The organism is Hymenobacter cellulosilyticus (assembly GCF_022919215.1).
Taxonomy (GTDB): domain Bacteria; phylum Bacteroidota; class Bacteroidia; order Cytophagales; family Hymenobacteraceae; genus Hymenobacter; species Hymenobacter cellulosilyticus.
The window spans coordinates 3329561-3352830 of record NZ_CP095046.1; the positions used below are offsets into that span (position 1 = coordinate 3329561).

At 58.6% G+C, this 23270-nt stretch carries 21 protein-coding genes and 3 pseudogenes; 10 read left to right on the forward strand and 14 right to left on the reverse strand.

The annotated features are described in order from the left end of the window. Positions 1-8: 8 nt before the first annotated feature. Complete coding sequence (locus MUN79_RS16290) at positions 9-740, forward strand: phenylalanine 4-monooxygenase (RefSeq protein WP_244673728.1); 732 nt, start codon at positions 9-11, stop codon at positions 738-740. Positions 741-827: 87 nt separating this feature from the next. Here MUN79_RS16290 and MUN79_RS16295 read toward each other — a convergent pair whose 3' ends face one another. The 7 genes from MUN79_RS16295 to MUN79_RS16325 form a co-directional block, all read right to left on the reverse strand. Further along, positions 828-1709 carry a dienelactone hydrolase family protein gene (locus MUN79_RS16295; protein ID WP_244673729.1) on the reverse strand — a complete coding sequence of 294 codons (882 nt, stop codon included), beginning with the start codon at positions 1707-1709 and terminating at the stop codon, positions 828-830. Between the two features lie 207 nt (positions 1710-1916). Next, positions 1917-2135: a hypothetical protein gene (locus tag MUN79_RS16300; protein ID WP_244673730.1), complete on the reverse strand. Its 219-nt coding sequence runs from the start codon at positions 2133-2135 to the stop codon at positions 1917-1919. A gap of 566 nt (positions 2136-2701) precedes the next feature. Then, a complete protein-coding gene (locus MUN79_RS16305) occupies positions 2702-4063 on the reverse strand; it encodes an ABC1 kinase family protein (RefSeq protein WP_244673731.1) in 1362 nt (453 codons plus the stop codon). After that, positions 4063-4695, reverse strand: coding sequence for a TetR/AcrR family transcriptional regulator (locus tag MUN79_RS16310; protein ID WP_244673732.1), 633 nt, complete (start codon positions 4693-4695; stop codon positions 4063-4065). Before MUN79_RS16310 ends, MUN79_RS16305 begins: the two co-directional genes overlap by 1 nt. Before the next feature lie 19 nt (positions 4696-4714). Continuing rightward, on the reverse strand, positions 4715-5158 hold the full coding sequence (locus MUN79_RS16315) for a DinB family protein (RefSeq protein ID WP_244673733.1): 444 nt from the start codon (positions 5156-5158) through the stop codon (positions 4715-4717). 51 nt (positions 5159-5209) lie between these two features. Further along, positions 5210-6532 (reverse strand): cryptochrome/photolyase family protein, encoded by a 1323-nt coding sequence (locus tag MUN79_RS16320; RefSeq protein WP_244673734.1) that lies wholly within the window; start codon positions 6530-6532, stop codon positions 5210-5212. A 28-nt stretch (positions 6533-6560) separates the two neighbouring features. Further along, entirely contained in the window at positions 6561-7271 is a 711-nt protein-coding gene (locus MUN79_RS16325; protein WP_244673735.1) for an SDR family NAD(P)-dependent oxidoreductase, read from the reverse strand. 210 nt (positions 7272-7481) lie between these two features. Here MUN79_RS16325 and MUN79_RS16330 point away from each other — a divergent pair. After that, positions 7482-10928, forward strand: a pseudogene (locus MUN79_RS16330) (pyruvate carboxylase). A 78-nt stretch (positions 10929-11006) separates the two neighbouring features. Here MUN79_RS16330 and MUN79_RS16335 read toward each other — a convergent pair. Beyond that, positions 11007-11483: an META domain-containing protein gene (locus MUN79_RS16335; RefSeq protein ID WP_244673736.1), complete on the reverse strand. Its 477-nt coding sequence runs from the start codon at positions 11481-11483 to the stop codon at positions 11007-11009. On the opposite strand from MUN79_RS16335, the gene MUN79_RS16340 reads away from it, so the two are divergent. After that, positions 11482-11961: a zinc-binding metallopeptidase family protein gene (locus MUN79_RS16340; RefSeq protein ID WP_244673737.1), complete on the forward strand. Its 480-nt coding sequence runs from the start codon at positions 11482-11484 to the stop codon at positions 11959-11961. The two genes, MUN79_RS16335 and MUN79_RS16340, sit on opposite strands and share 2 nt — an antisense overlap. 83 nt (positions 11962-12044) lie before the next feature. Continuing rightward, positions 12045-12941: a M20/M25/M40 family metallo-hydrolase gene (locus MUN79_RS16345; RefSeq protein ID WP_244673738.1), complete on the forward strand. Its 897-nt coding sequence runs from the start codon at positions 12045-12047 to the stop codon at positions 12939-12941. Positions 12942-13508: 567 nt separating this feature from the next. Here MUN79_RS16345 and MUN79_RS16350 read toward each other — a convergent pair. Together MUN79_RS16350 and MUN79_RS16355 are read right to left on the reverse strand one after the other, a co-directional pair. Beyond that, positions 13509-14357, reverse strand: coding sequence for a transporter (locus MUN79_RS16350; protein WP_244673739.1), 849 nt, complete (start codon positions 14355-14357; stop codon positions 13509-13511). Positions 14358-14637: 280 nt separating this feature from the next. Then, positions 14638-14976: a tetratricopeptide repeat protein gene (locus tag MUN79_RS16355; RefSeq protein WP_244673740.1), complete on the reverse strand. Its 339-nt coding sequence runs from the start codon at positions 14974-14976 to the stop codon at positions 14638-14640. Positions 14977-15054: 78 nt separating this feature from the next. Here MUN79_RS16355 and MUN79_RS16360 point away from each other — a divergent pair. The 4 genes and pseudogenes from MUN79_RS16360 to MUN79_RS16375 all read left to right on the forward strand — a co-directional run bounded on the left by MUN79_RS16360 (position 15055) and on the right by MUN79_RS16375 (position 18692). Beyond that, positions 15055-15794, forward strand: a pseudogene (locus tag MUN79_RS16360) (electron transfer flavoprotein subunit beta/FixA family protein). 105 nt (positions 15795-15899) lie between these two features. After that, positions 15900-16877, forward strand: coding sequence for an electron transfer flavoprotein subunit alpha/FixB family protein (locus MUN79_RS16365; protein ID WP_244673741.1), 978 nt, complete (start codon positions 15900-15902; stop codon positions 16875-16877). Positions 16878-16976: 99 nt separating this feature from the next. After that, complete coding sequence (locus MUN79_RS16370) at positions 16977-17600, forward strand: bifunctional nuclease family protein (RefSeq protein ID WP_244673742.1); 624 nt, start codon at positions 16977-16979, stop codon at positions 17598-17600. A gap of 774 nt (positions 17601-18374) precedes the next feature. Further along, a complete protein-coding gene (locus tag MUN79_RS16375) occupies positions 18375-18692 on the forward strand; it encodes a DinB family protein (protein WP_244678349.1) in 318 nt (105 codons plus the stop codon). A gap of 136 nt (positions 18693-18828) precedes the next feature. On the opposite strand, the pseudogene MUN79_RS16380 reads toward MUN79_RS16375, so the two are convergent. Next, positions 18829-19572: pseudogene (locus MUN79_RS16380) on the reverse strand (ABC transporter ATP-binding protein); the annotation flags it as partial. A gap of 93 nt (positions 19573-19665) precedes the next feature. Next, positions 19666-20397: an MlaE family ABC transporter permease gene (locus MUN79_RS16385; protein WP_244673743.1), complete on the reverse strand. Its 732-nt coding sequence runs from the start codon at positions 20395-20397 to the stop codon at positions 19666-19668. Between the two features lie 115 nt (positions 20398-20512). On the opposite strand from MUN79_RS16385, the gene MUN79_RS16390 reads away from it, so the two are divergent. Next, positions 20513-21226: an SDR family oxidoreductase gene (locus MUN79_RS16390; RefSeq protein ID WP_244673744.1), complete on the forward strand. Its 714-nt coding sequence runs from the start codon at positions 20513-20515 to the stop codon at positions 21224-21226. Between the two features lie 6 nt (positions 21227-21232). On the opposite strand, the gene MUN79_RS16395 is transcribed toward MUN79_RS16390, so the two are convergent. Together MUN79_RS16395 and MUN79_RS16400 are read right to left on the reverse strand one after the other, a co-directional pair. Beyond that, positions 21233-21691, reverse strand: a complete 459-nt coding sequence (locus tag MUN79_RS16395) for a hypothetical protein (RefSeq protein ID WP_244673745.1) — start codon at positions 21689-21691, stop codon at positions 21233-21235. Between the two features lie 9 nt (positions 21692-21700). Then, the gene (locus MUN79_RS16400) at positions 21701-22480 is read right to left on the reverse strand and encodes a head GIN domain-containing protein (RefSeq protein WP_244673746.1); all 780 of its coding nucleotides are present in this window, start codon (positions 22478-22480) and stop codon (positions 21701-21703) included. Between the two features lie 9 nt (positions 22481-22489). Between MUN79_RS16400 and MUN79_RS16405 the strand changes: the two genes are divergently transcribed. Beyond that, the gene (locus MUN79_RS16405; RefSeq protein WP_244673747.1) at positions 22490-23188 is read left to right on the forward strand and encodes an SDR family oxidoreductase; all 699 of its coding nucleotides are present in this window, start codon (positions 22490-22492) and stop codon (positions 23186-23188) included. The last annotated feature ends 82 nt before the right edge of the window (positions 23189-23270 follow it).

A 23270-nucleotide genomic window follows, 5' to 3' on the forward strand; every position in this document is an offset into this window, starting at 1 on the left:
CTCTCGTCATGGTAACACAGCACTACGACCGGTACACCACCCAGGACCATCTGGTTTGGAAGGTATTGTTTGACCGCCAGACGGCCTTGCTGCACAAACGCGCCGCCCAGGCTTTTGAGCAGGGCCTGAGCCAGTCGGGTTTGCACCGCAATGCCCTGCCGCGCTTCGAGGACGTGAGCAAGCGCCTGCAGAAAGCAACCGGCTGGCAGCTGGAGCCCGTGTCGGGTATGCTCGATGATGCTACCTTCTTCGGGTTGCTGGCCGAGCGTAAATTTCCGGCCACGGTCTGGATCCGGTCCATGGCGCAGTTCGACTTCGTGCAGGAGCCTGACCTGTTTCACGGCGTATTCGGCCACGTGCCTCTGCTGATGGACCAGGCCTTTGCCGATTTTCTGCATTTCCTGGGCCGGGTGGCCGCTCAGCACCTGCACGATGCCGCAGCCTTGGCCCGTCTGGAACGCCTTTACGGCTTCACGGTGCAGTTTGGTCTGGTGCAGGAAGCCGGGGCCACCCGCATGTACGGCGCCGGCCTGCTGTCGTCGTCGGGCGAAATCCACCATTGCATTGCCGACGAGAGCACCCGCCGTCCTTTCGACTTGGCCACGGTACTGCACACGCCCTACAGCGAAGCCCAGCTTCAGGAGCACTACTTCGTGCTCAACGGCTGGGAGCAGCTTACCGAAAGCGTCGCCGAGCTGGCCGCTATTCTGTCGAGCGGCTGGGAGCTGCAGCCGGCGTAGGGGCTTTTGAGTAGACCTGAGTCCAAAAAGAAACAGCCACTCCCGTCGGGAGTGGCTGTTTCTTTTTGGGCAGTTGTGCGCAGTTGGCTAGCCTTTCAGCTTGAGGTTCTTGCGCAGGTATTCCAGGGCTGCGGCATGGGCTTGGGCCGAAAATTCCTTGCTGTACTTTGGGTTAGAAGGGTTGGCAAAGGCGTGGTCGGCATCGTAGCTTTTGATAGTCACCTTTTTCTTGGCCGAAGCCATGTCCCGCTGAAACTGGGCAGCCACCTCGGGGCTGATCCACTTATCCTGGCTGGCAAAAATGGCCAGCACGTCGGTGTTCAGCGTTTTGAGCTTGGCCACATCCTTTTCGGGCATGCCATAGTACATCACGCACCCCACGGCCTTGGGGCCGGCCAGCAGGGCCGTCTGCAACGACCAGCCGCCGCCGAAGCACCACCCGATGGACGACACCTTGGCATTGGGGCCAGCGTGCAGCAAGGCACCCTTAATAATAGCCTGTGCCCGTTCGGTTTTCACAGCCTGCATCAGCTTACCAGCTTCCTCGGCGGTGGTCGCCACCTGCCCGTCGTAGAGGTCCAGGGCAATGACGTTGACGCCTTTCAGCTCGTTGGCAAGCGTGGCAGCTTCCTTTTTGATATAGTCATTGAGGCCCCACCACTCGTGAATCACGAACAGGTACTTGTCGGAGCGCACGTTGCTCTTGATTTCGAAAGCCTTGGCAGTCTGACCGTCGGTGGTTTTAAACTCAATCATTTCGCCCTGGCCCTCATAGGTATAAGGCAGAGGCGCATCGTGGCCACCGGAGAAGTCTTCGTTGGTGGCCAGCATGGCAAAGGCTTCCGTGGCGTTGGCGCTTGTTGCAGGCCGGGAGCAGCAGGCCAACTTGGCCGGGCTGGTGCCGACTTGTGCCGAGGCTACGGATACCACGCTGAGGAAGGCAGCGTACAGGGTCCAGAATTTTTTCATGGAAACAGAACGGTGGAGTAAGTGTGGGAAGAATGCTACAAAAGTGGCTTTCTGACCAGAGAAGGCCATAAATGTGCAAGGGACGCTAAGAACTGCTCAGCTTTAAAATAGTTTTGGTTGCCTTAATGCCCATATACAAAACGGCTTAACCCGGGGACCTTGCCCGCCAGGTTAGGCCGTATGATAACTCAGCAAGCCCGTTTGCTCTTACTTAGCGGGAACAAATTCCAGACGGGCTTGGATAAGCTTTTCCAGGTCGGCGTGGCGCACGCGGGCGTAAAAGTGTTCCAGGGATACGGACCGGTCAAAAAAGTACAGCGACACATCCGAGGCCGCGGCCTCATTCCCCAGTACCCCGATTACGTCACGCGCTGGCAGCAGGAGTACGCCGCCGTCCTGCAGCTTGCCGTTCGCATCCTGCTCCAAAACCAGCCCGTGAATCTGCCGGGCCCGGGGCAGGGCAGAGGGGACAGGAGCTGATTTTTATTGTCATAGGCCGGAATAGCGCCTCGTTCCAGGCGGACAATCAGGGAGTCGCTCCAGGCCGGCTGCCAAGCCTTGCTGCCCTTGAAGTTTAGCGTTTTCTCGCCTTCCCTCAGCGTGTAGGTTACCTGGACTTTCGTTTGGATTCCCTGCGAAATAGGCGTTGTATAAGCCGCCAGCAGGGTGGCCGCTCCGAAGAAGGCGAGAAAACGTGAAAAAAGCATGTCGTGGAGCTCGGTACTGGTTTGTCGGATTGGCGGTGAGTTGATTAGGCTGACAGATGCCCTATTTATCAAAGCTGCGGTGCGGGAGTTAGTGCCGCTCAGTACTACAAATAGCGGGAAAAATGTGGGCAATACCATACCTATTTGTGGGTATTTCGGTGCGGCAGGAGTAGACCTTCAGACGGCGGTAGCTGCTTATCATTAGGTCGGCTACTCACGGCACAAAAAAGCCCGACCTATCGGGTCGGGCTTCAGAGTACTGTTCAAGCACTTGTTTGCTAGGGCTTAGTCTAAGTCTGTAGCACCGGTGTTCACCGAGGCCCGCAGTTCGGTGAGCAAAGCGTACAGGCCCACGTACGTGCGGTTTAGGTAGATAAAATGCTCGGAGCCACGTGGTTCGCGCTGCTGCCGAAGCTCGGGCTGCTGCATCAGCTCGTCGCCGAGTTGGTAGAGCGCCGCCATGTAAGCCGGGTCGCCAAAGTCGAAGCGGGCCTGGCGGAAAGGCCGACCTACAAGCTCCAGAGAGGCCTGCATGGTTTGCAGGTAAAAGGCGCGCATGGCCGGGGCGTCGGCGGGCCGCAGCACGCCGGCCTGGGTCAGCAAGTCCGCCAGGCGGGCTTCATTGGCCAGGGTTTCGGGGGTGAGCAGAGCCGTGAACAGGGCGTAGACATCGGCCGGAATTTCCTTGACGCAGCCAAAATCCAGCACGCCCACCGTGCCGCCATGGTCGGCCCGCAGCAGGAAGTTGCCCGGGTGCGGATCAGCGTGTACTCGGTGCAGGGTATGAAGCTGAAAGGCGTAGAAGTCCCACAATGCTTGGCCCAGTTGGTTGCGCACATCCTGGCTGGAGTCGGTAGCCAAAAACTCCCGCAGGTGCTGCCCGGCCAGCCAGTCCATAGTCAGGACCCGGTTGGTGGAAAGCTCGGGGTAGTAGCGCGGAAACTCCAGATTCGGCAAAGCAGCGCACTGAGCGGCTATTTCAGTGCCGCGCTGCAGTTCCAGGGCGTAGTTGGTTTCCTCCAGCAGGCGGGTTTCCACTTCCTCCAGGTAGGGCCGCACCTGGGTTTCATCAAGGCCCAATACCCGGAGCGCAATGGGTTTCACCAGCCGGATATCCGAGCGGATACTGTCGGCCACGCCAGGGTACTGCACCTTCACGGCCAAGGTCCGGTCATCCTTGCGGGCCCGGTGTACCTGTCCGATGCTGGCGGCTTGCCGGGCGTTGATGTCAAACTCGTCGAATACCTCGAACGGGGAGCGGCCGAAAGCATCCCGCAGCACCTTGGTCACCAGCGGGCCCGACAGCGGCGGACTCTGGTATTGAGCCTGGGCAAACAGGTCGGAATACGCCGTAGGAAGCATGTTTTTTTCCATGGCCAGCATCTGAGCCACTTTCAGCACCGAGCCTTTCATCTCGCTCAAAGCGCCGTACAGCTCGGCAGCGTTGGCCGCGTGCAGGTCGGCGGCTTCACTCGTGACGCCGGCGGCGCGCTTGGCGTAGTGCTTCACGTAGTTAGCTCCGACTTTCAGGCCGGTTTTGGCAAAGCGGGCCGCCCGGGCCACCTTGGTAGTAGGCAGGGAAGCCAGCTGCCGGGAATCGGCCAGCTCCGGGGCCGCCGATTCGGGCGTATTCAGGTCGTCACTCATTAGCGGCGGTTTACCAGAAAGCGGGCCAGGTCCAGGGCCGAGTCCAGGGTGTTGCGGCCTACCAGGTCGAAGCTCAGCGTTACGGCCTTTTCAATGGCGGCGTCGGTGCGCTCAAAGTTGAGGGAGTCGTCTTTGGCGAAGAAACCCAGCACAAACAGAGCCTGCTGCCAAAACAACCGGGGATAAGACTCCTGCAACAGGGGCCGCACGGCCACTTCCTCGGTGCGCTTGCCCTCCTGCAGAATGTCCTGCACAAACTGCTCGAAGTCCTGGCGGAAATCGTCGAGCACCCGTGGGGTAAGGCCGGGCATGCGGTGCAGGGAGCGGCGCAGCGAGTTCAGCGCGTAGCTGCGGTTCTGTTTGAGCAGCTCCAGCAAGGTGTAATAGAAGCCCAGGAGCTTTTCGCGGGCTCCGTACTGCTCCCACACCGGCTCGGTGGCGGCGCGCTGCCGGGCCTGCCGGGCAAAGTCAGCCCAGATTTCCCGGTCGATGGCATCGAAGTTGGCGTAGTACTGGTAGAATTCCGCCTCCGGAATGTTGAGCTTGCTGGTGAGCTTGTATACCGACGCGGGTGGGGTGCCCTTGCGCAGCACGTAGTCGAGGTAAGCCTGTTTGATACGGTCCTTGTCCATAGGAATTCGGAATGCTTGGCTATACGGAGCCGGTTTGGTAAAGCTGACCCACATGATGATCCAGATGCGTCAGGTAGTCTTTAATTACTAAACCCAGGGAAACGAACTCTGGTTTATCCCGGCCCCAGTTTATTAAGGCCGAAAGCTGGTCGGCGGGCACCCGCGCTGCCAACCGGGCAAAGTGCCGGTTCAGCAGCACCCACAACTGCAGTAGCTCATCCGAAGGATAGGACTGGTAATCAGCAGCCTGCACCCAGATATTCTGCTCATACACGATGTGTGCCCCTGGCTGGTACTGTCCCACAACAACACGGCGGATATTGGTCTGAGCTGAATCAATCAGGTGGCCCAGAATTTCCTTTTTGCTCCACTTCTCGGGTACCGGCCGCTGCTGCAGCTGCTCTTCGGAAAGGCTGCGCCAGAAAGTACTCACCTCGACAATGCGTTGCTCTATAGGGCTCATTTAGGAGCGGGACTTTGGCTAAACAGTGGTAGGACCCCGGCAGGCGCTACGCTAGCCGGCGCCCTGATAAGAGGCCCGAAAGGTAGCAATGGCCCGTTCCCGGGCAAACTTATGGTCGACAATGGGCTTTGGGTACTCGCAGGTGCCAAACTCGGGAATCCACTGCCAGACGTAGGCAAAGCTGGCATCATACTGCTCCTGCTGGCTCTGGGGGCTGTAGACTCTGAACCAGGGCGCGGCCACGGCCCCGGTGCCGGCCATCCACTGCCAGTTGCCCACGTTCTGGGCCATGTCGTAGTCGAGCAGCTTGTCGGCAAAATACCGGTCACCCCAGCGCCAGTCGATGAGCAGGTGTTTGACCAGGAAGCCGGCCGCGGCAATCCGGGCCCGGTTGGGCATGTAGCCGGTCTGGTTGAGCTCCCGCATGCCGGCGTCTACCAAGGGGTAGCCCGTGCGGCCCTCGCACCAGGCCTGAAATTCCGCCTCATTGTTGCGGTAGGGCACCTGGCGCAGGCGCGGGTCGTAGCTTTCGGTGGCCGTGAAGGGATAATGCCAGAGCAGCATCATAAAAAAGTCGCGCCAGATCAGCTCATTCAACAGCTTGGGGTTTAGCTCCCGGGCCTGCCGCATCAGCTCCCGCACGCTTAGCGTCCCGAACCGCAGGTGCACCGAGCGGCGGGTACTGCTGTTCACCAAGCCCGGTTTGTCGCGGGTCTGGTGGTAGTTGCGCACCAGCTCCTCGGCCGGCAGCTCAGCGGCCGGTATCAGCTGCTCGTACCGGACAAAGCTCATCTGCTCCAGCGTCGGGCGCGGTGTGGCGTCGGTCAGCTCAGCCAGATTGGCGCTAGTAAACAGCTCCCGGGAAGGGTAGGGGGCCAGGTGCTCGTCGCGCAAGGCCGCCAGCCAGGCTTTGCTGTAAGCCCCGAATACCTTGGGCGGGGTTCCAGATTTGCTCAGGATTTCGTTTTTGGCGAAGATAACCTGGTCCTTATACGCCTTGAAGTCGGCACCCACGGCCCGAAGCTGTTCGGCTATGGAGCTGTCCCTCACGGTGGCGTAGGGCTCGTAGTCTTCGTTGGTGTACACGGCCGCTACCTCGTACTGCTGTGTGAGTTGAGCAAAAACCTCCGTCGGCTTGCCATAAAACGCCAGAAACGTGCCGCCGGCCTGCTCCGTTTGCCGGGCCAGCCGCTCAACCTCGTCGTAGATGTAGGTGACGCGGGCGTCGCGGCGGCTGGGCAGCAGATCCAGGATTTCCCGGTCGTAGATAAACAGCGGTACCACGGGGTAGCCGCTTTGCAGGGCCGCCGCCAGGCCTGCATTGTCGTGCTGCCGTAAGTCGCGCCGGTGCCAGAATAGAACGATTCTTTCCATCTTCTCACTCATAAAGTACCAGCTTACTTTAGCTTACCCATTCCCCATCCACGGGCATTACCTGCCCGGTGATAAAGCTGCTGTGGTCGGAGAGCAGGAATGAAGCCATGTAGGCCAGATCCTCAGGCTCCCCCACGCGCTGCAAGGGGTGGCGCTTGGCCCCAGCTTCCGCTTTTTCGGGAGTGTTGAGCAAGGCAGCGGCCAGGGGCGTATTGGTCAGGGAAGGGGCAATGGCGTTGATGCGCACGTTGCTGGCGGCGTACTCAGCGGCCAGGGCCCGGGTCAGGCCTTCCACGGCGGCTTTGGCCGTGGCAATGCTGGTATGGAAGCTCATGCCGGTGGTAGCGGCCACGGTACTGAAGAGCACCACCGAGGCGCCTTCGGCCTTTTTGAGCCGCTTCATCGTGGCCTGTAACACCTGCACCGCGCCCAGTACATTCAGCTCGAAGTCGGAGCGGAAGTCCTCCAGTGGAATTCGCTCAAACGGCCGCAGCTTGATGCTGCCAGGGCAATAGACTACGCCGTGCAAGGTTTCGGGCAATTGGGCCAGGAGTTCTGCGGGCAGCGGCTGGGTAGCATCGGCTTCGAAGTGGGTGGTACCCAGCTCGGCTAGTTCCGGCGAGAGGTGGCGGGAAATGGTAAAAAGCTTGGCTTCAAGCTTATGCAGAAGCTGCGCCGTAGCTAGGCCAATACCAGATGAAGCGCCAACGAGCAGGATATTCTTCGCAGAAAAGTTCATAGGTGGGGAATTGTCGAGGTAGTGCTTTGACAACTGACCTAGCTGCCCAAGGTTTATATATTGTAGCCTTAATGCGTAGAATAACGAATGTTTGTTTGCGAATTACAGCATTTAGCTAAAATTCGCTGCAGAATTCTGGGTTTAGTCTGCCTTTTTCCTAGCTTTCCGTTCTGAACGCTCTTTCCACGCCAAACACGTCTACCGTAGTCTATGAACATCCGCAAATTGCTGGTCGCCAACCGCGGCGAAATTGCCATCCGAGTGTTACGGGCCGCCACTGAGCTGGGCATTCCCACCGTGGCTATCTACACCTACGAGGACCGCTACTCGCTGCACCGCTACAAAGCCGATGAAGCCTACCAGATTGGCCGCGACGATGACCCGCTAAAGCCCTACCTCGATATTGAGGGTATTCTGCGGGTGGCCAAAGACAACGGCGTGGATGCTATTCATCCTGGCTACGGCTTTCTGTCGGAAAACGCGACGCTGGCCCGGCGCTGCGGGGAGGAAGGCATCATTTTCGTCGGTCCGCGCCCGGAAGTTATGGAAGCCCTCGGCGACAAAGTAGCCGCCAAGCGCGTGGCTGTGCAGTGCCAGGTACCCATTATCGAAAGCAGCGTCGAAGACCTCAACGACTTCGAAACGGCCCAGCGCGAAGCCCACCGCATCGGCTACCCGGTGATGCTCAAGGCGGCCAGCGGCGGGGGCGGCCGGGGTATGCGCGTCATCCGCGACGACGAGCAGCTGGAGCGCGGCTTCTTCGAGGCTCGCAACGAGGCCCTGAAAGCCTTCGGCGACGACACCGTGTTTTTGGAGAAGTTTGTCGAGAACCCCAAGCACATCGAGGTGCAGCTCGTGGCCGACACCCACGGCAACATCGTGCACCTCTACGAGCGTGACTGCTCGGTGCAGCGCCGCTACCAGAAAGTGGTGGAAGTAGCGCCCTCGCTCAACCTGCCCGACCATATGCGCCACCTCTTATATGAGTACGCGCTGCGCCTGGGCCGGGCCGTGAACTACAACAACGTGGGTACTGTCGAATTCCTGGTCAACCCGGAAATGGACCGGATTTACTTTATTGAGGTAAACCCCCGCATTCAGGTCGAGCACACGGTAACGGAAATGATTACCGGCATCGACCTGATCAAAACCCAGATCTACATTGCCGACGGCGCTCGGCTTTCAGACCCCGAAATCGGGCTGGAAGTGGGCGGGCGGCCGATGAAGAACGGCTACGCCATTCAGTGCCGCATCACCACTGAAGACCCCGAAAACGACTTCAAGCCTGACTACGGCACCATTGTGGCCTACCGCTCGGCAGGCGGCTTCGGCATCCGCCTCGACCAGGGCTCTGTGTACCAGGGCGCCAAGATTTCCCCGTTTTTCGATTCGCTGCTGGTAAAAGTGTCGGCCCACGCGCCCACGCTGGAAGGCGCCGCCTCCAAAATGGCCCGCACCCTGGACGAGTTCCGCATCCGCGGGGTGCGCACCAACATCCAGTTTCTGCAGAACATCATTGCCAACCCCACCTTCGTGAGCGGGCAGGCCAACGTGGACTTTATCAAGGACCACGCGGAGCTCTTCAAGTTCAAGCCCCGGCAGGACCGCGGCACCAAAATTCTGGGCTTCGTCGGCGACATCATCGTCAACGGCAACCCCGACGTTAAGGGCCTCATCGACCCAAAAAAGGAGCTGCGCAAGCCCATTCTGCCCAAGTTTGATATGGACGCTCCCTACCAGCCCGGCACCAAAGACAAGCTCACCGAGCTGGGCCCGAAGGCTTTGCCAAGTGGCTGCGCGAAGACCCGCTGGTGCACTACACCGACACCACCTTCCGCGACGCCCACCAAAGTCTGCTGGCCACCCGCATGCGCACCTTCGACATGCTCAAGGTAGCGGAGCGCTACGCCAAAATGCACCCCCAGACCTTCTCGATGGAAGTCTGGGGCGGGGCTACCTTCGACGTGGCGTTGCGCTTTCTGCACGAAGACCCCTGGGAGCGGCTGGCCAAAATCCGGGAAGCCGTGCCCAACATTCTGCTCCAGATGCTGATCAGGGGGCCAACGGGGTGGGCTACAAGGCCTATCCGGACAACCTGACCGAGCGGTTTGTGCAGCAGGCCTGGGAAACCGGCGTCGACGTGTTCCGCATCTTCGACTCGCTGAACTGGATGCCGGGCATGGAGTCCTGCATCAACTTCGTGCGCAAAAGAACCAAGGGCCTGGCAGAAGCCGCCATCTGCTACACCGGCGACATTCTGGACCCCAAGCGCAACCAGAAATACTCCCTGGACTACTACCTGCGCCTGGCCAAGCAAATCGAGGACGCCGGCGCCCATATCCTCTGCATTAAGGACATGGCTGGTCTGCTCAAGCCTTACGCTGCCACCGAGCTGATTACGGCCCTGCGCGACACGGTCAAGATTCCGATTCACCTGCATACCCACGATACTTCGTCGCTGCAGCCCGCTACCTACCTCAAGGCCGTGGAAGCCGGCGTCGACGTTATCGACGTGGCCATGGGCTCCTTGTCGGGCCTGACTTCCCAGCCCAACTTCAACTCGGTGGTGGAAATGTTCCGCGGCACGCCCCGGCACCGGGAGTTCGACCAGGACAGCCTCAACGATTTTTCCAACTACTGGGAAACCGTGCGCGAGTACTACTATCCGTTCGAGTCGGGCCTGAAAGCCGGCACCTCGGAGGTATTCCAGCACGAAATTCCCGGCGGGCAATATTCCAACCTGCGCCCCCAGGCCGCAGCCCTGGGCCTCGGCGACAAGTTCGAGCAAGTGAAAAAGACCTTTGCCGAGGTCAACGAGCTGTTCGGCGACATCGTGAAGGTGACGCCCTCCTCAAAGGTCGTCGGCGACATGGCCTTATTTATGGTCTCCAATAACCTGACTACGGCGGATGTCATGGAAAAAGGCCACTCGCTGAGCTTCCCCGAGTCGGTGCAAAGCTTGTTCCGCGGCGACATCGGGCAACCCGAAGGCGGCTGGCCCCAGGAACTGCAAAAGCTGATACTCAAGGACGAAAAGCCCTTCACCGACCGGCCCAACGAGCACCTCAAGCCCATTGACTTCAAGAAAGAGTGGAAGAAGTTTGAGGATAAGTTCGGCGAAGGCGGCAAGTTCACCGACCTGCTCAGCTACCTGCTGTATCCCAAGGTATTCGAACAGTACTGGGCCCATTTCCAGCAGTACGGTGACGTGTCGCTGGTGCCCACGCGGGTGTTTTTCTACGGCCTCAAGCCCGGCGAGGAAACCATCATCGACATTGCCCGCGGCAAGTCGGTAATCGTAAAACTGCGCTCCGTGGGCGAGGTCAACGACGACGGCTGCCGCACGGTGTTCTTCTCCTTCAACGGGCAGACCCGCAACCTGGAAGTGCGTGACAAATCGGTGGAAGTCAAAACGGTGCGCAATCAAAAAATCGATAAGGGCAACCCGCGGCAGGTGGGCGCCCCACTCCAAGGCATGCTGTCCAAAGTGCTGGTCGAAAGCGGGCAGCAGGTGAAGCGCAACACCCCACTCTTCATCATCGAGGCCATGAAGATGGAAACCACCATCACCGCCCCGACGACACCACCGTGCAGGGCGTGCAGCTCCCGGAGGGCACGCTGGTCAACGCCGACGATTTGGTGCTGACGCTGGCTTAACAGGGCTTTTGAACAAAGTAAAAGAGGAGGTTTGCGCCTGCAAACCTCCTCTTTTACTTTGTTCCGGTCACGAACATCCTAGTGCAGATACACCGCATGGAGTACAGCCGCGGGCGTCGGGGAAGCCGGTGCGTACAGGCGCAGCGTATCCCCGCTGATTTGGTAGGTGCGAGTCGCCTTCAGCGCTGCCAGGAAGCCTTGCTCGGTAGTATTGTCCTGGTCTGAGAGGCAAGCCATCCGCGTGCTCATCAAGGGGCCAAACTCTAGCTCGCCAGGTTTGGTCAGAGTGAAAGTGCCTCCGAAGCGGTTGCAGCCGGCATTTCCTTCGGCCCGAAGCTCCTGGTTGCGCAACAAAATATAGGCCTCACCGTTGGCCGGCGTCACTATGGCACGGTTGTTTAAGGAGCGGAGCACCCAGCGCGTATTGCGCAACTCGGCCAGCGGCGTGTTGGGGGTGGAGGCCCCCGGGGTAGCCGTAACCGGGACGGTAGAGCGGCAGCTAGCCAACTGCAGGATCAGCGCCGTGCTGCACAATAGAAATAAGGGCTTCTTCATGAAAACAGAAAAATATACAGCGCCAAAAAGCGCGAAAATGGTAGAAAAAATGCCAAAAAGCCGCCGAAACCACATTGAAGAGTTGTCAAAAGGCTTAATTTGCGTTATGCAAAAATTCCCTCCGATCTTCTTATTTCTCTTCCTGTTCTCCTGCCCACTTGTTGCTCAAAGAAAGTCTACCTCTGCAACTTCTGCGCCAGGGGCGGGCGTCACGGCGGCCACCGTGGAGCGGGTAGCACGGGCTCTGGCCGATGATGCCATGGAAGGCCGGGCCTCCACCCAGCCCGGCGGTCTGAAAGCCGCCCAGTTTCTAGCTGCTGAGTTTCAAAAGCTTGGGCTGGAGTCGCTGCCCGGGGTGAAGGGCTATGAGCAAGTGTTTCCCGTGTACGAAACCAAAACGGCCGCCCTCTACGTGACCATCAACGGCACCAACGTGCCGCAAGAAAAAACCCTGCTGGTATCGGGCAGCCCCAGCTAAACTGGACTAGTGAGGACGACCCGGCCGCCCGCGTCATGGTTATTGGGTCTCAAGCCATGCCCCGGCAGGTATTCCGGCAAATCTTGGAGCCGACCGAAAACCTGATTGTCATCTTGGACCCGGCCCGAGCCGAAGATTTCCAGCGGCTGGTAGACTACACCAAGCGTGGCCGGCTGACGGCTGAAAAGCCGGGGGCCTACTCCTGCGTAGTGGCCCTGATGACGACTCCCAATGCTGGAGTCAAATTTCGGGTGGCGGCCAATACCATTGTGCGGCCCGTGGAGATTCGCAACGTGGTGGGCGTGCTGCCCGGCAAGGACAAGGACCGCGCCGCCGAAATGGTGGTTTTTTCCTCGCACTACGACCATCTGGGAATTATTGAGCCCGTGGCGGGCGACAAAATTGCCAACGGAGCCGACGACGACGCCAGTGGTACCACGGCCGTGGTAGCCCTGGCCGAGTATTTCAAAAAGAAGAACGACAATGCCCGCACTCTGGTGTTTGCGGCCTTCACGGCCGAAGAAATCGGTGGGTTTGGCTCCCAGTACTTTTCACGGCAACTCGATGCCAAGCAGATTATGGCCATGTTCAACATCGAAATGATTGGCAAGCAGTCCAAGTTCGGTCCGAATACGGCCTTTATTACCGGCTTCGATAAATCAGACTTTGGCAAGCTGCTGCAGCGCAACCTAATCGGTACGCCGTTCCGCTTCGAGCCCGACCCGTACCCCGAGCAAAACCTGTTCTACCGCTCCGATAACGCCACGCTGGCCCGCCTGGGCGTGCCGGCTCACACCATCAGCACCGACCAGATTCCGACCGACAAGCGCTACCACACCGTCGACGATGAAATCGAGACGCTGGATCTGGCCAATATGACGGCCGTGATTACGGCTATTGCCCGCAGCTCTGCCGGAATAGTATCCGGTCAGCAGACGCCCACGCGCATCAACCCCGAAGCCGTAAGCCAACGGCCCTAAGCTCCACAGCCTTGCCCCAGAAGCACTAGCAGCCCTGCTCAACGAATGTTGGGCAGGGCTGCTTTATGATTTACATAAGCTGAGCGGGCGCAGTGCGTCGCTGTTTAGCTAGAGCTTGCGAATGGTGATGATATTGGAGGGCAATTCCCGGGAGCCGGGGCCCGGCCGTGCGGGTGAGGTGCTCCAGCGACTGAATCCGGTCGGCCTGCTGGTTGTGCTGCTCCACAAGCCGGCTGTAGGCGTCGGTGAGCAGCTTAATCTGGTCTTTTAATTCACTTACTTCCAGCGCCCCGGCATAGCGAGGATCCGGCTGCTCCGGGTCACTTAAGCCCTAGTAGGCCGGTAATGCCCATTGCTGTCGGGAGCGACTTGGGCCTGAACTGCGGAAGACGTTAGCAGGAACAGGACAAAGAATAAGGCAGAAGCGTAAGGCTGTTTCATAGGTCGAGTGAGGTTGAATTATAAATCAAGTATAATAAATTCTAATATAAGTACCAAAATAAAAACGTAAAGGATTCACCAGCCGAAGCCAGCAAATCCTTTGCGTTTTAAACGATGCTTTCGAGTTTAGCGAGGCAGGCGCAGGCTCAGGCCGGCTCCCACAGTTGGGCCGCTGCTAGGCCCGAAAAAGGCCTTGCCCGCGTTGACGTCCAGGCGCAGGCCCGGCCAGGGGCGCCAGTACAGCCCCGACGTAACGCCCGGAGCCAGCGTGCTTTGCTGCTGCCAGGTGGCGTAGGTTTCCGCAAAAAAGCCGACAGTATTGGTCAGGGGGCCATTCAGGGCCAGCGTGCCGAGGTAGGTGCCCAGCTTGGTATCAGCGGCCTTGAAGCCGCACTGCCGAAAGCCAAAGTTGGCTTCCAGGCCAAAACGCTCCCCGATTTGTTGGGAAATCAGCAGGCGGGCGGCCGGCTCATATTGCGTGGGCTTTAGCGTCTTATCACCGTTGAGCAGCGTCATTTCGGCCAGCACTACCACCTGGGAGCGGGCATTGGGAGTAGTCGAGGCCAGAAACTTGGCTCCCACGGTCGTGGGCGTAAAGCCAGCGGGCCGCACTACTTCGATGCTACCCGCTTCCGTAGTTCGGGTGGCTCCTGCCGGCGGGGAATAGTAGCCCTGCGACACCCGCAGCTCGATGTTGTTGAAGAAGCCCACCCGCAGCAGGCCCGTATTCAGCCGCCGGCTGCCCGAGCTGCCGGGACTAAACGGGTCAGGCTGGCTGCTGATGCCGGTTTCCAGCTGAAACTGGCCGGGGTTGAGCATGTTGGTGGTAATGGTCTGTCCGGGCCGGTCGGGGCGAATGTTGCGCACGAAAGGCGTGTTTTCATTCCCGATGCTAGGGTCAGTGGTCTGAGCCAGGGTGCGGGCCGAGCCGACGAGCAGAAGCCCGGCGGTAGTCAGCAGAGTGGTCTTACGCATGGCCTTCTGACACGCGCTACTCCTTTATGGTTCGAATACCGCAATAAAGCCTCGTTAAAACGCAATTTCTCTTTGCAGGTTACAATTAATCTAGGGTTTTGCTTGAAATTACTCGGCATGCAGCGTATTTTGCAACGCGAACTGCCAGTACCCATTTCCAGGAGGAAACCGGTACTGGCAGCTTACCCAGCGTTTGTTTCACCATTGTATACTTGCTCTCCCGCCCATGTCCACCACTGTTCCATGAGTTTTGCCGGTTATCGGAAGTAGCGTTGGTAGCTTATTCGTCTTCGTAGTCGAGGCCGAGCAGCGAGTTCAGCGCCTGCTGAATCTCACTGGCGGCGTGCATCTGTCCGGCTTTGCGGCTGACCTGCAGGCCCCGGCGGTAAACCTTTTCGGCTTCTTCCGGATTTTGTAAGTACTCCAGCATCTTGCCCGCGTGGTAGTACGTACCCACGTAATCAGGGTGCTCATCCAGCAGTTTCTGGTAATACTCCATAGCCCGTTGGGGCTCCGTCGTCCGATATTCAGTGGCCAGGGCGTAGATGATGAACGGGTCGTTCGGGTCTTCGTTGTAAAAGGTCAGCAGCTGCTGCAAGCGGGTCGGCGTGGTATCCATCGGGAGGGAGTTTTCTGTATCTTCGCCCGAAATTAGGGGCTTTCCCGTAGTTTATCTCCCATCCACAAGCAGCCGTAGATGAAGTTTCTCGTTTGCATCAGCAACGTTCCCGACACGACCACCAAAATTGCCTTCACGCCCGATAACAAGGAGTTCAACAAGGCCGGGGTGCAGTTCGTGATTAATCCCTGGGATGAATACGCCCTGACCCGCGCCATTGAGCTCAAAGAAGCCCAGGGCAGCGGCACCGTAACCGTCCTCAACGTTGGCGAAGCCGACACCGAGCCCAACATCCGTAAAGCCCTGGCCATCGGCGCCGACGACGCCATCCGCGTCAACGCCGCGCCCACGGACGCCTACTTCGTGGCCCAGCAGATTGCTGCCATTGCCAAGGAAGGCGCCTACGACGTGATTCTGATGGGCAAGGAAAGCATTGACTATAATGGCTTCCAGGTGCACGGCATGGTGGGCGAGTTGCTCGGCATCCCGACCGTAGCCCCGGCTATGAAGCTCGACATGAGCGCCAACACCGCCACGCTGGAGCGCGAAATCGAAGGCGGCAAGGAAATCGTGGAGGTGAACACGCCTTTCGTGGCTTCCTGCCAGCAGCCCATGTGCGAGCCCCGCATTCCAAACATGCGCGGCATCATGACGGCCCGCACCAAGCCGCTGAAAGTAGTAGAGCCTGTGGGCGAAGGGGCCCGCACCTCGGTAGCCGAGTACGCACTGCCCCCAAGAAGCAGGGCGTGAAGCTTATTCCCGCCGAAACGGCCGGGGATTTGATCAAGCTGCTCCGCAACGAAGCCAAGGTTATCTAGTTGGTTTTTGGTCGCTGGTTTCTGGTTGTTGGCTTTGTGCTCCAACCTTAGACCAGCCCCCTTTGAATTCCCAAAAACCAAGAACCAAACTCAAAAACCAAAGAAATGTCCGTTCTAGTTGTAGTTGAATGTGATGGCGGCGAGGTTAAAAAATCGTCGTTGGAAGTGGCTTCGTACGGAAGCCAGGTAGCCCAGATGCTCGGCACCACGGCCACGGCCGTAGCAGTTGGCGAGGCTACCGAAGCCAACCTGGCCCAGCTCGGTGAGCAGGGTATCAGCAAGGTGCTGTACGACGCGGAGCCCCGTCTGAAGGATTTCGTGAACGGCGCTTACACCAAGCTCATTGCCGCCGCCGCCGAGAAAGAAGGCGCTCAGGTAATCGTGCTGGCCAACTCCAACATCGGGGCGGCCGTGGGTTCGCGCCTGTCGGTGCGCCTGAAGGCCAGCCTGGCTACCAACGTGGTGGAGCTGCCCAAGAACAACGGTGGCAGCTTCACGGTGAAGCGCGGCGCCTTCTCGGGCAAAGCCTTTGCGGACGTAGTTCTGACCGGCGACCGGAAGATTCTGGCCGTAAAGAAAAACTCGATTGAGGCCCTGCACGAAGCCGGCAAAACCGCTACGGTTGAGTCGTTCTCAGCCAGCCTCTCCGACGCTGACTTTGCCGACGCTCCCAAGCAGGTAGTGATGCAGGATCAGGCCGGTGGCGTGCTGCTGCCCGAGGCTGACCGTGTTGTATCGGGTGGCCGCGGCATGAAAGGCCCCGAGAACTGGCACCTGATTGAGGAACTGGCCCAGGCGCTGGGTGCGGCTACGGCCTGCTCCAAGCCCGTATCGGACGTCGATTGGCGCCCTCACCACGAGCACGTGGGTCAGACCGGCATCACCGTTTCGCCCAACTTGTATATTGCCTGCGGTATTTCGGGTGCCATTCAGCACCTGGCCGGGGTCAACTCCTCGAAAGTGATTGTCGTAATCAACAAAGATCCGGAGGCACCGTTCTTTAAGGCGGCTGATTATGGCATCGTAGGCGACGTTTTCGAAGTACTGCCCAAGCTCACCCAGGCCGTTAAGGAATTGAATTAGGGTCTTGGGGTCTTGGGTTTCAGAAACGAGAAAGCCTAGCTTTGTCCTTCTGACGCGTCCAAGACCCCAAGCTCCCAAGACCCTAAGCTCCTAGATACCTTGAAAAAAATACAGCTCGAAATTCTGGGCCTTTCCTCCAGCCAGTCGCAGTCCGGCTCTTTTGCCCTGATTTTGGGGGAGAAAACCGGCAACCGCCGTCTGCCCATCATCATTGGCATGTTTGAGGCGCAAAGCATTGCCATTCAGATTGAGAAAATAAATCCGAACCGGCCGCTGACGCACGACTTGTTTAAGTCGTTTGCCGAGCATGTGCACGTAGCCGTGTTGGAAGTATTGATTTCCGACCTGAAAGAAGGCGTATTCTACTCCAAAATTGTGTGTACCGACGGCGCTACGACCTTTGAACTGGACGCCCGCCCCAGCGACGCTATTGCCATTGGGTTGCGCTTCGGCGTACCAATTTATACCGTGGAAAGCGTGCTGAGCGAAGCCGGCATCATCCTGAGTGATTTGGATGAGAATGCCGACGAAGATGCCGACGAGGATGACGAGGACGAGGATGACGACAGCACGGGCAGCCCCAAGCCGGAACCTACTCCCCGCGACCCCAGCGGACAGGTTTCGCTGGACGAGCTGACCAAGATGCTGGCCCAGGCCCTGGAGAAAGAAGATTACGAAAAGGCCGCCAAAATCCGCGACGAATTGAACAAGCGGAACGGCTAAAGTTTTTTGAACTACTTTGAAAACGGCTTCCCTGTACCAGGGGAGCCGTTTTTGTTTGTTACAGTCAGCCAGAGCTGTTTGCCTTGACACGCTACTACCGGCCTCCGTCTTTACCCGGTAGTCAATTTGTGTTTAACACGGAGGCTGTATCTATCAAATACGGATTTTAGGGTTCAGGGCAACCCTTTTATAGCCTGGACGCGGGCGGCTGCGTTTGAAAAGGAGCTAACGGCTATTGCCAGCAGCCTCCTTTCCTTTCACTTTCCCAAACGTCTGCGCCATGAAAAGCAAGCACCTGTCCGACCGCCCGACTTCTGCTCCGGAACCCACCAAAAAGGAGCAGGTGCGGCATAATAACTTCTCCGTTGAGCTGGACCCGCTGCCCCGGGAGCGGGATCAGGACTATCTGCCTTTACGGGCCCGCGGCCCGAGCCTCTGCGGCCCATGGATTTTGACCGCCCAAGCTGGTAATCCACAGTCTGGGCCGGAAGTAGGAGGGAGGAGCACTTCGTTTTGCTACCTTGCCGGCCCAACCTACCGGCTTCACATGCAATCCACGACTGCCCCCGACCTCCGTTATCCGACTGGCCAAGCAACTCTGCCTGACGAGCCTCTGAGCTCGGGAGCGCGCTTAGGCTTGATTGCCAAAATAGCCGTCCTGCCCGACCAGATCCGGGCGGCGGTAACGGGGCTTACTCCCGCCCAATTGGATACGCCTTACCGGCCCGGGGCTGGACAGTCCGCCAGGTTATTCATCACCTGCCCGACTCGCACCTGAACTCCTATACCCGTATGCGGCTCGCGCTGACGGAGCAGAACCCCACCATCACTCCTTACGATGAGGAGGCGTGGGCCTTGCTGCCCGACGTGAAGGCTACCCCCGTGGCGGTTTCCTTAGCTCTGCTGGAGTCTCTGCACATTCGCTGGACCTTTCTACTGCGGCAGCTGACGGATGAGCAGTGGCTTCGCACGTTTTACCATCCGGGCTCCAAGCGGACCTTTTCCCTGGACCAGGCCCTGGCTATGTATGCCTGGCACGGGCAGCATCACCTGGCTCACATCACCGAACTGCGCCGCCGGGAGGGGTTTTAGTCTATCGAAGTACATGCAAAAGGCCAGTTCCTCGCGGGAACTGGCCTTTTGTAGTTTTAAGAAAGCTGGATTTAAATGTTGTAGGCCTCGTCGGAAGTGGCAGCGGCCAGGCCCCTTCGGTTTCCTCGTCGACCTTCTTGGCGGCCCGCACCAGGCTGCTGCTGAAGATAAACTCTTTCAGCTCGGGCACCGTGGTGTTCAGGATTTCATCCTTATTGCCGTCCCAAAGCTTCTGACCCTTGTGCAGATAAATGATATGGTCGCCAATTTCAACCACCGAGTTCATGTCGTGGGTGATGACGACGGTGGTAATGCCGTACTCGTGGGTGATTTCGTAAATCAGCTCGTCAATCTTGATGCTGGTAGCGGGGTCGAGGCCGGAGTTGGGCTCGTCGCAGAACAGGTAGGTGCAGTTGGGGGCAATGGCGCGGGCAATGCCGACGCGCTTTTTCATACCGCCCGAAATTTCGGAAGGCATCTTATTGCCCGCGTTTTCCAGGCCCACGCGCTTCAAGCAGAACTCGACCCGGTCGCGCCGCTCTTCCTTGGTCATTTCGGGAGTGAGCATCTTGAGCGGAAACTCGGTGTTTTCGTACACCGTCATGGAGTCGAACAGAGCCCCGCCCTGAAACAGCATCCCGATTTTGCGCCGGATTTCCTGCTTGATATCCACCTTGTTGTTGGTGAAAACCAGCCCGTCGAAGGTTATGCTGCCCAGATCGGGCTTCATCAACCCCACGATGCACTGCAGCAACACGCTTTTGCCCGTGCCCGAGCCGCCGAGCAGCAGGTTGCACTTGCCCGTTTCGAAGGTGCAGGTAATGCCTTTCAGAACGGGGTTGCCGTTGAATGACTTCTGAATGTTATGAACTTCAATCATGGAGCCAATGTGCTAGGTATGAATACGCTACGGTGAAAATGGGCTGTATAGTTAGCTATGAGCTGCTGCAGTACATTTAATCACCTTCGCGCATTACAGCAGTACTGCGGCCAGCACGTAGTCGGCCAGCAGGATAGCAATAATAGAATTGGTGACGGCACCGGTGCTGGCGGCGCCAACTTCCAGGGCCCCGCCTTTGGTGTAATAGCCTTTATACGAGGAAATAGCCGACACGAGGAAGGCAAAAACCACCGATTTAATCAGAGCAAACAAAATGTTGTAGGGCACAAAGTCGGTGCGGATGCCTTCCACGTACTCCTGAGCCGACATGGCGCCCGAGAGCGTACCGGCTAAGTAGCCGCCCGTAATGGAGAGCACCATGGCCAGCACTACCAGCAGCGGGAACATGAGCATGGCGGCCACAATCTTGGGTAGCACCAGGTAAGAAGCCGAGTTGATGCCCATTACTTCCAGCGCATCGACCTGCTCGGTGATACGCATGGTGCCCAGGCCGCCGGCAATGCTGGAGCCGACCTTGCCAGCCAGCACGATGCTGGTAATAGTGGGAGCCAGCTCCAGGATTGTCATTTCGCGCACCATGAAGCCGATAGTCGACTTGGGAATAAGCGGGTTGACCAGGTTATAGGCAATCTGGACGCAGGTAACGGCCCCAATAAAGGCCGAGACGATGGCCACGATAAAGACGGAGTCGATGCCGATGAGAATGGCTTCGTCGAGGGTGCGTTGCCAGAGCGTACCCAGCCGTTCCTTCCGCACCAGCATGCTTTGCATGAAGAGCAGAAATTCACCGAAGGTTTTAACCATAAAAAGAAGAGGAGAAAAGATAAAAGCTCAAACTTGCGGCGCCGGGCGCGGACGCCTAGCGCCCAGCTCAGGCCCAGGGGTACCTTACGTAAAAACGAAAACGTCAATCAAAGGAATGCAAAAATATATCGTTGTCACGGGTGGCACGAAGGGAATTGGCCGCGCCCTTGTCTTTCGCTTCGCCCAGGCCGGTTTCGGGGTCATTACCTGCGCCCGTTCCGGGCAGGACCTGCAGGATCTTATAACCGCTGTGCAGCAGGATGTTCCCGGGGCCATGCTCCACACCTTTGCCGCCGACCTGAGCCAGGCCGAGCAGACGCGGCGCTTCACCGATTTTGTGCTGGACCTGGGGGTGCCCGTGGAAGTGCTGGTCAACAATACCGGGGCTTTCGTGCCCGGCCGCCTGCAGGATGAGCCCGCCGACGGCTCCCAGTTGCGCCACATGATAGACGTGAACCTCTACAGCGCCTACGACGTGACCCGGGCTCTGCTGCCGGGCCTGATTGGCCGCCGTCAGGGGCATATTTTCAACATGTGCTCCACGGCCAGCATCATGGCGTATCCCAACGGGGGCTCCTACAGCATAGCCAAGTTTGCGTTGCTGGGCTTTACCAAAGGGCTGCGGGAAGAGCTGAAAGAGCACAACCTGCGGGTGACGGCCATCCTGCCCGGCGCCACGCTCACGGCCAGCTGGGAGGGCGTGGATTTGCCCGCCGAGCGTTTTATCAAAGCCGAAGACGTAGCCGAAGCCGTATTTGGGGCCTATTCTCTGTCGCCGCAGGCCGTCATCGAAGAGCTGCTCATCCGGCCCCAGCTCGGCGACCTGTAAGTGGGTCTAGCGCCGGGCCCGGCGGCCGACATACGTCAGGTATGCAAAGTCGAGCAGCAGCAGCCAGAAGGTGAGCGGTAACAGCAGCCGGACGAAGGACAGCAGCCAGGGAAAAAGCAGGGCGGAATAGGAACCCGAACTCAGGCCCCAAAGCCCCAGGCCCGTTACGAAAGCCAGCTTACTGAAGTCGAACCGAGTTTTAGGCTGCTTACGGCTAAACCAGATGCCATAGGTTGCCAGCAAAAGCAGACTGCTGCTCACGGTAATAGCTGCGCTGCCCGCCCAGTGCTGAATTCGAAACAGCAGGCCCAGCACTAGGCCTGCCCCGCTCAGCAGCGTCAGCAGCAGAAATGGCAAGCGGCGGCGCAGGTGACCTTGCCAGATGATGACCAACAACAGCACCAGGGCTACTACCACTATCTGGAGCAGCCGCGCCGAGTAGGTATTTACTGTGACAAGCTCCATAGGCAAGACTTACTTCTGCTCGACTTTGCCTTTGCCGGTTAGCTTGATGCCGGTTTGCTGGGGCTTGCCGTAGTAGAACAGGGTGCCGGTGCCCGCGTGGGTGCCACCGAGGTAGTCGGAGGTCGTCACGTGGGCGTCGCCGTCGCTGTCGTGGTTGAAGGTAAAGCTGCACCGTTGGGACAGCAGCCCGCTGGCGTAAAGGCTGCCGCTGCCGCCCACGAGCAGTTTGAAATCATCGGCCCGGCCGCGCAGGTGGTAGTTGCCCAGCTCGTACATATCCATGTTCAGGTACTCGCTGGTGATGTCCAGGTCGTAGTCGCCGGCGCCTACCAGGTGGCAGAAGAGGGTATCGGCGCGGAAGTTGCCGGCCGTGCGCATGTTGCCGTAGCCGCGCAAAAACAGGTCGTGAATGCGCGGGAGGTGCAGGGTTACTTCCCGGGGCGTGTCGTAGGTGCGCATCCAGTTGCAGCGGCTGGTATTGCGAATGGTTAACTCCCCGTGCTCGACGCGCAGCTCAATATCTTCCTGCAGATTCTTGCCCGCGCGCACCTCGGCGTAGGTTTCCGCGTCCTGCACCAACGTTACGTCTACGTTGTCGTAGGCAGTAATTACCTCGAAAGACTCCAGCTCGCGCCGTTCGGTGATGACCTTGCCGGTGCTTTTGAGGCAGTCCATTTCGTGGCCCTCGCCGCAGCCGCCAAACAGCAGGCCCAGGGCCGCGGCAACTAGGCCTACACTAAAAACCCGCGTGGTGCGCTTAACTTGCGGCCAAATGGTACTTTCAAACATCTCTACGCTATGAACCTGACGGGCAAGATAGCCATTCTGACGGGCGTCAGCAAAGGAATAGGCCGGGCTACGGCCGAGGCCCTGCTGGCAAAAGGCGCCATAGTGGCCGGCTGGGGCCGCAGCGCGCCGGAAGGATTGCAGCACGAGCGGTTTCAGTTTTTCGAGTGCGACGTGCGCGACGAGGTGGCCGTGCAGGAAGCCTACGTCAATACCCGCCGGGAACTGGGCGCGGAAATTCACGTGCTGGTCAACAATGCCGGACTGGGTATTTCGGGCGAAGTCGACGGGTTTTCGTCGGACGACTGGAAGCTGATGTTCGACACGAATGTGCACGGCATGTTCTTCTGCACCAAAGCTGTGCTGCCGCAGATGAAACAGCAGCAGGAGGGCCATATCATCAATATTTCCTCTATTGCCGGCACCACCGGCATCGAGAAGATGGCGGGCTACTGCGCCACCAAGTTTGCCGTGCGGGGCTTTTCGCAGTCCTTATATAAGGAGGTGCGCAACGATGGAATCAAGGTCACGTGTTTCTACCCCGGCTCGACGCAAACCAACTTCTTCGACGACATTCCCGGCACCGAGGCCAACGATTCAATGATGCGGCCCGAGGATATTGCCGACACTATTATCTACGCGCTGGAAACGCCCTTCAACTTCCACCTCGTGGATATTGAAATGCGCCCTTGCAGCCGAAAAAATAAATAATTGTCATTGCGAGGAGGCACGACGAAGCAATCCGTCCTCTGCGCAGTACGACACAGCCTTTTACCAGAAAGCCGGAATCGTC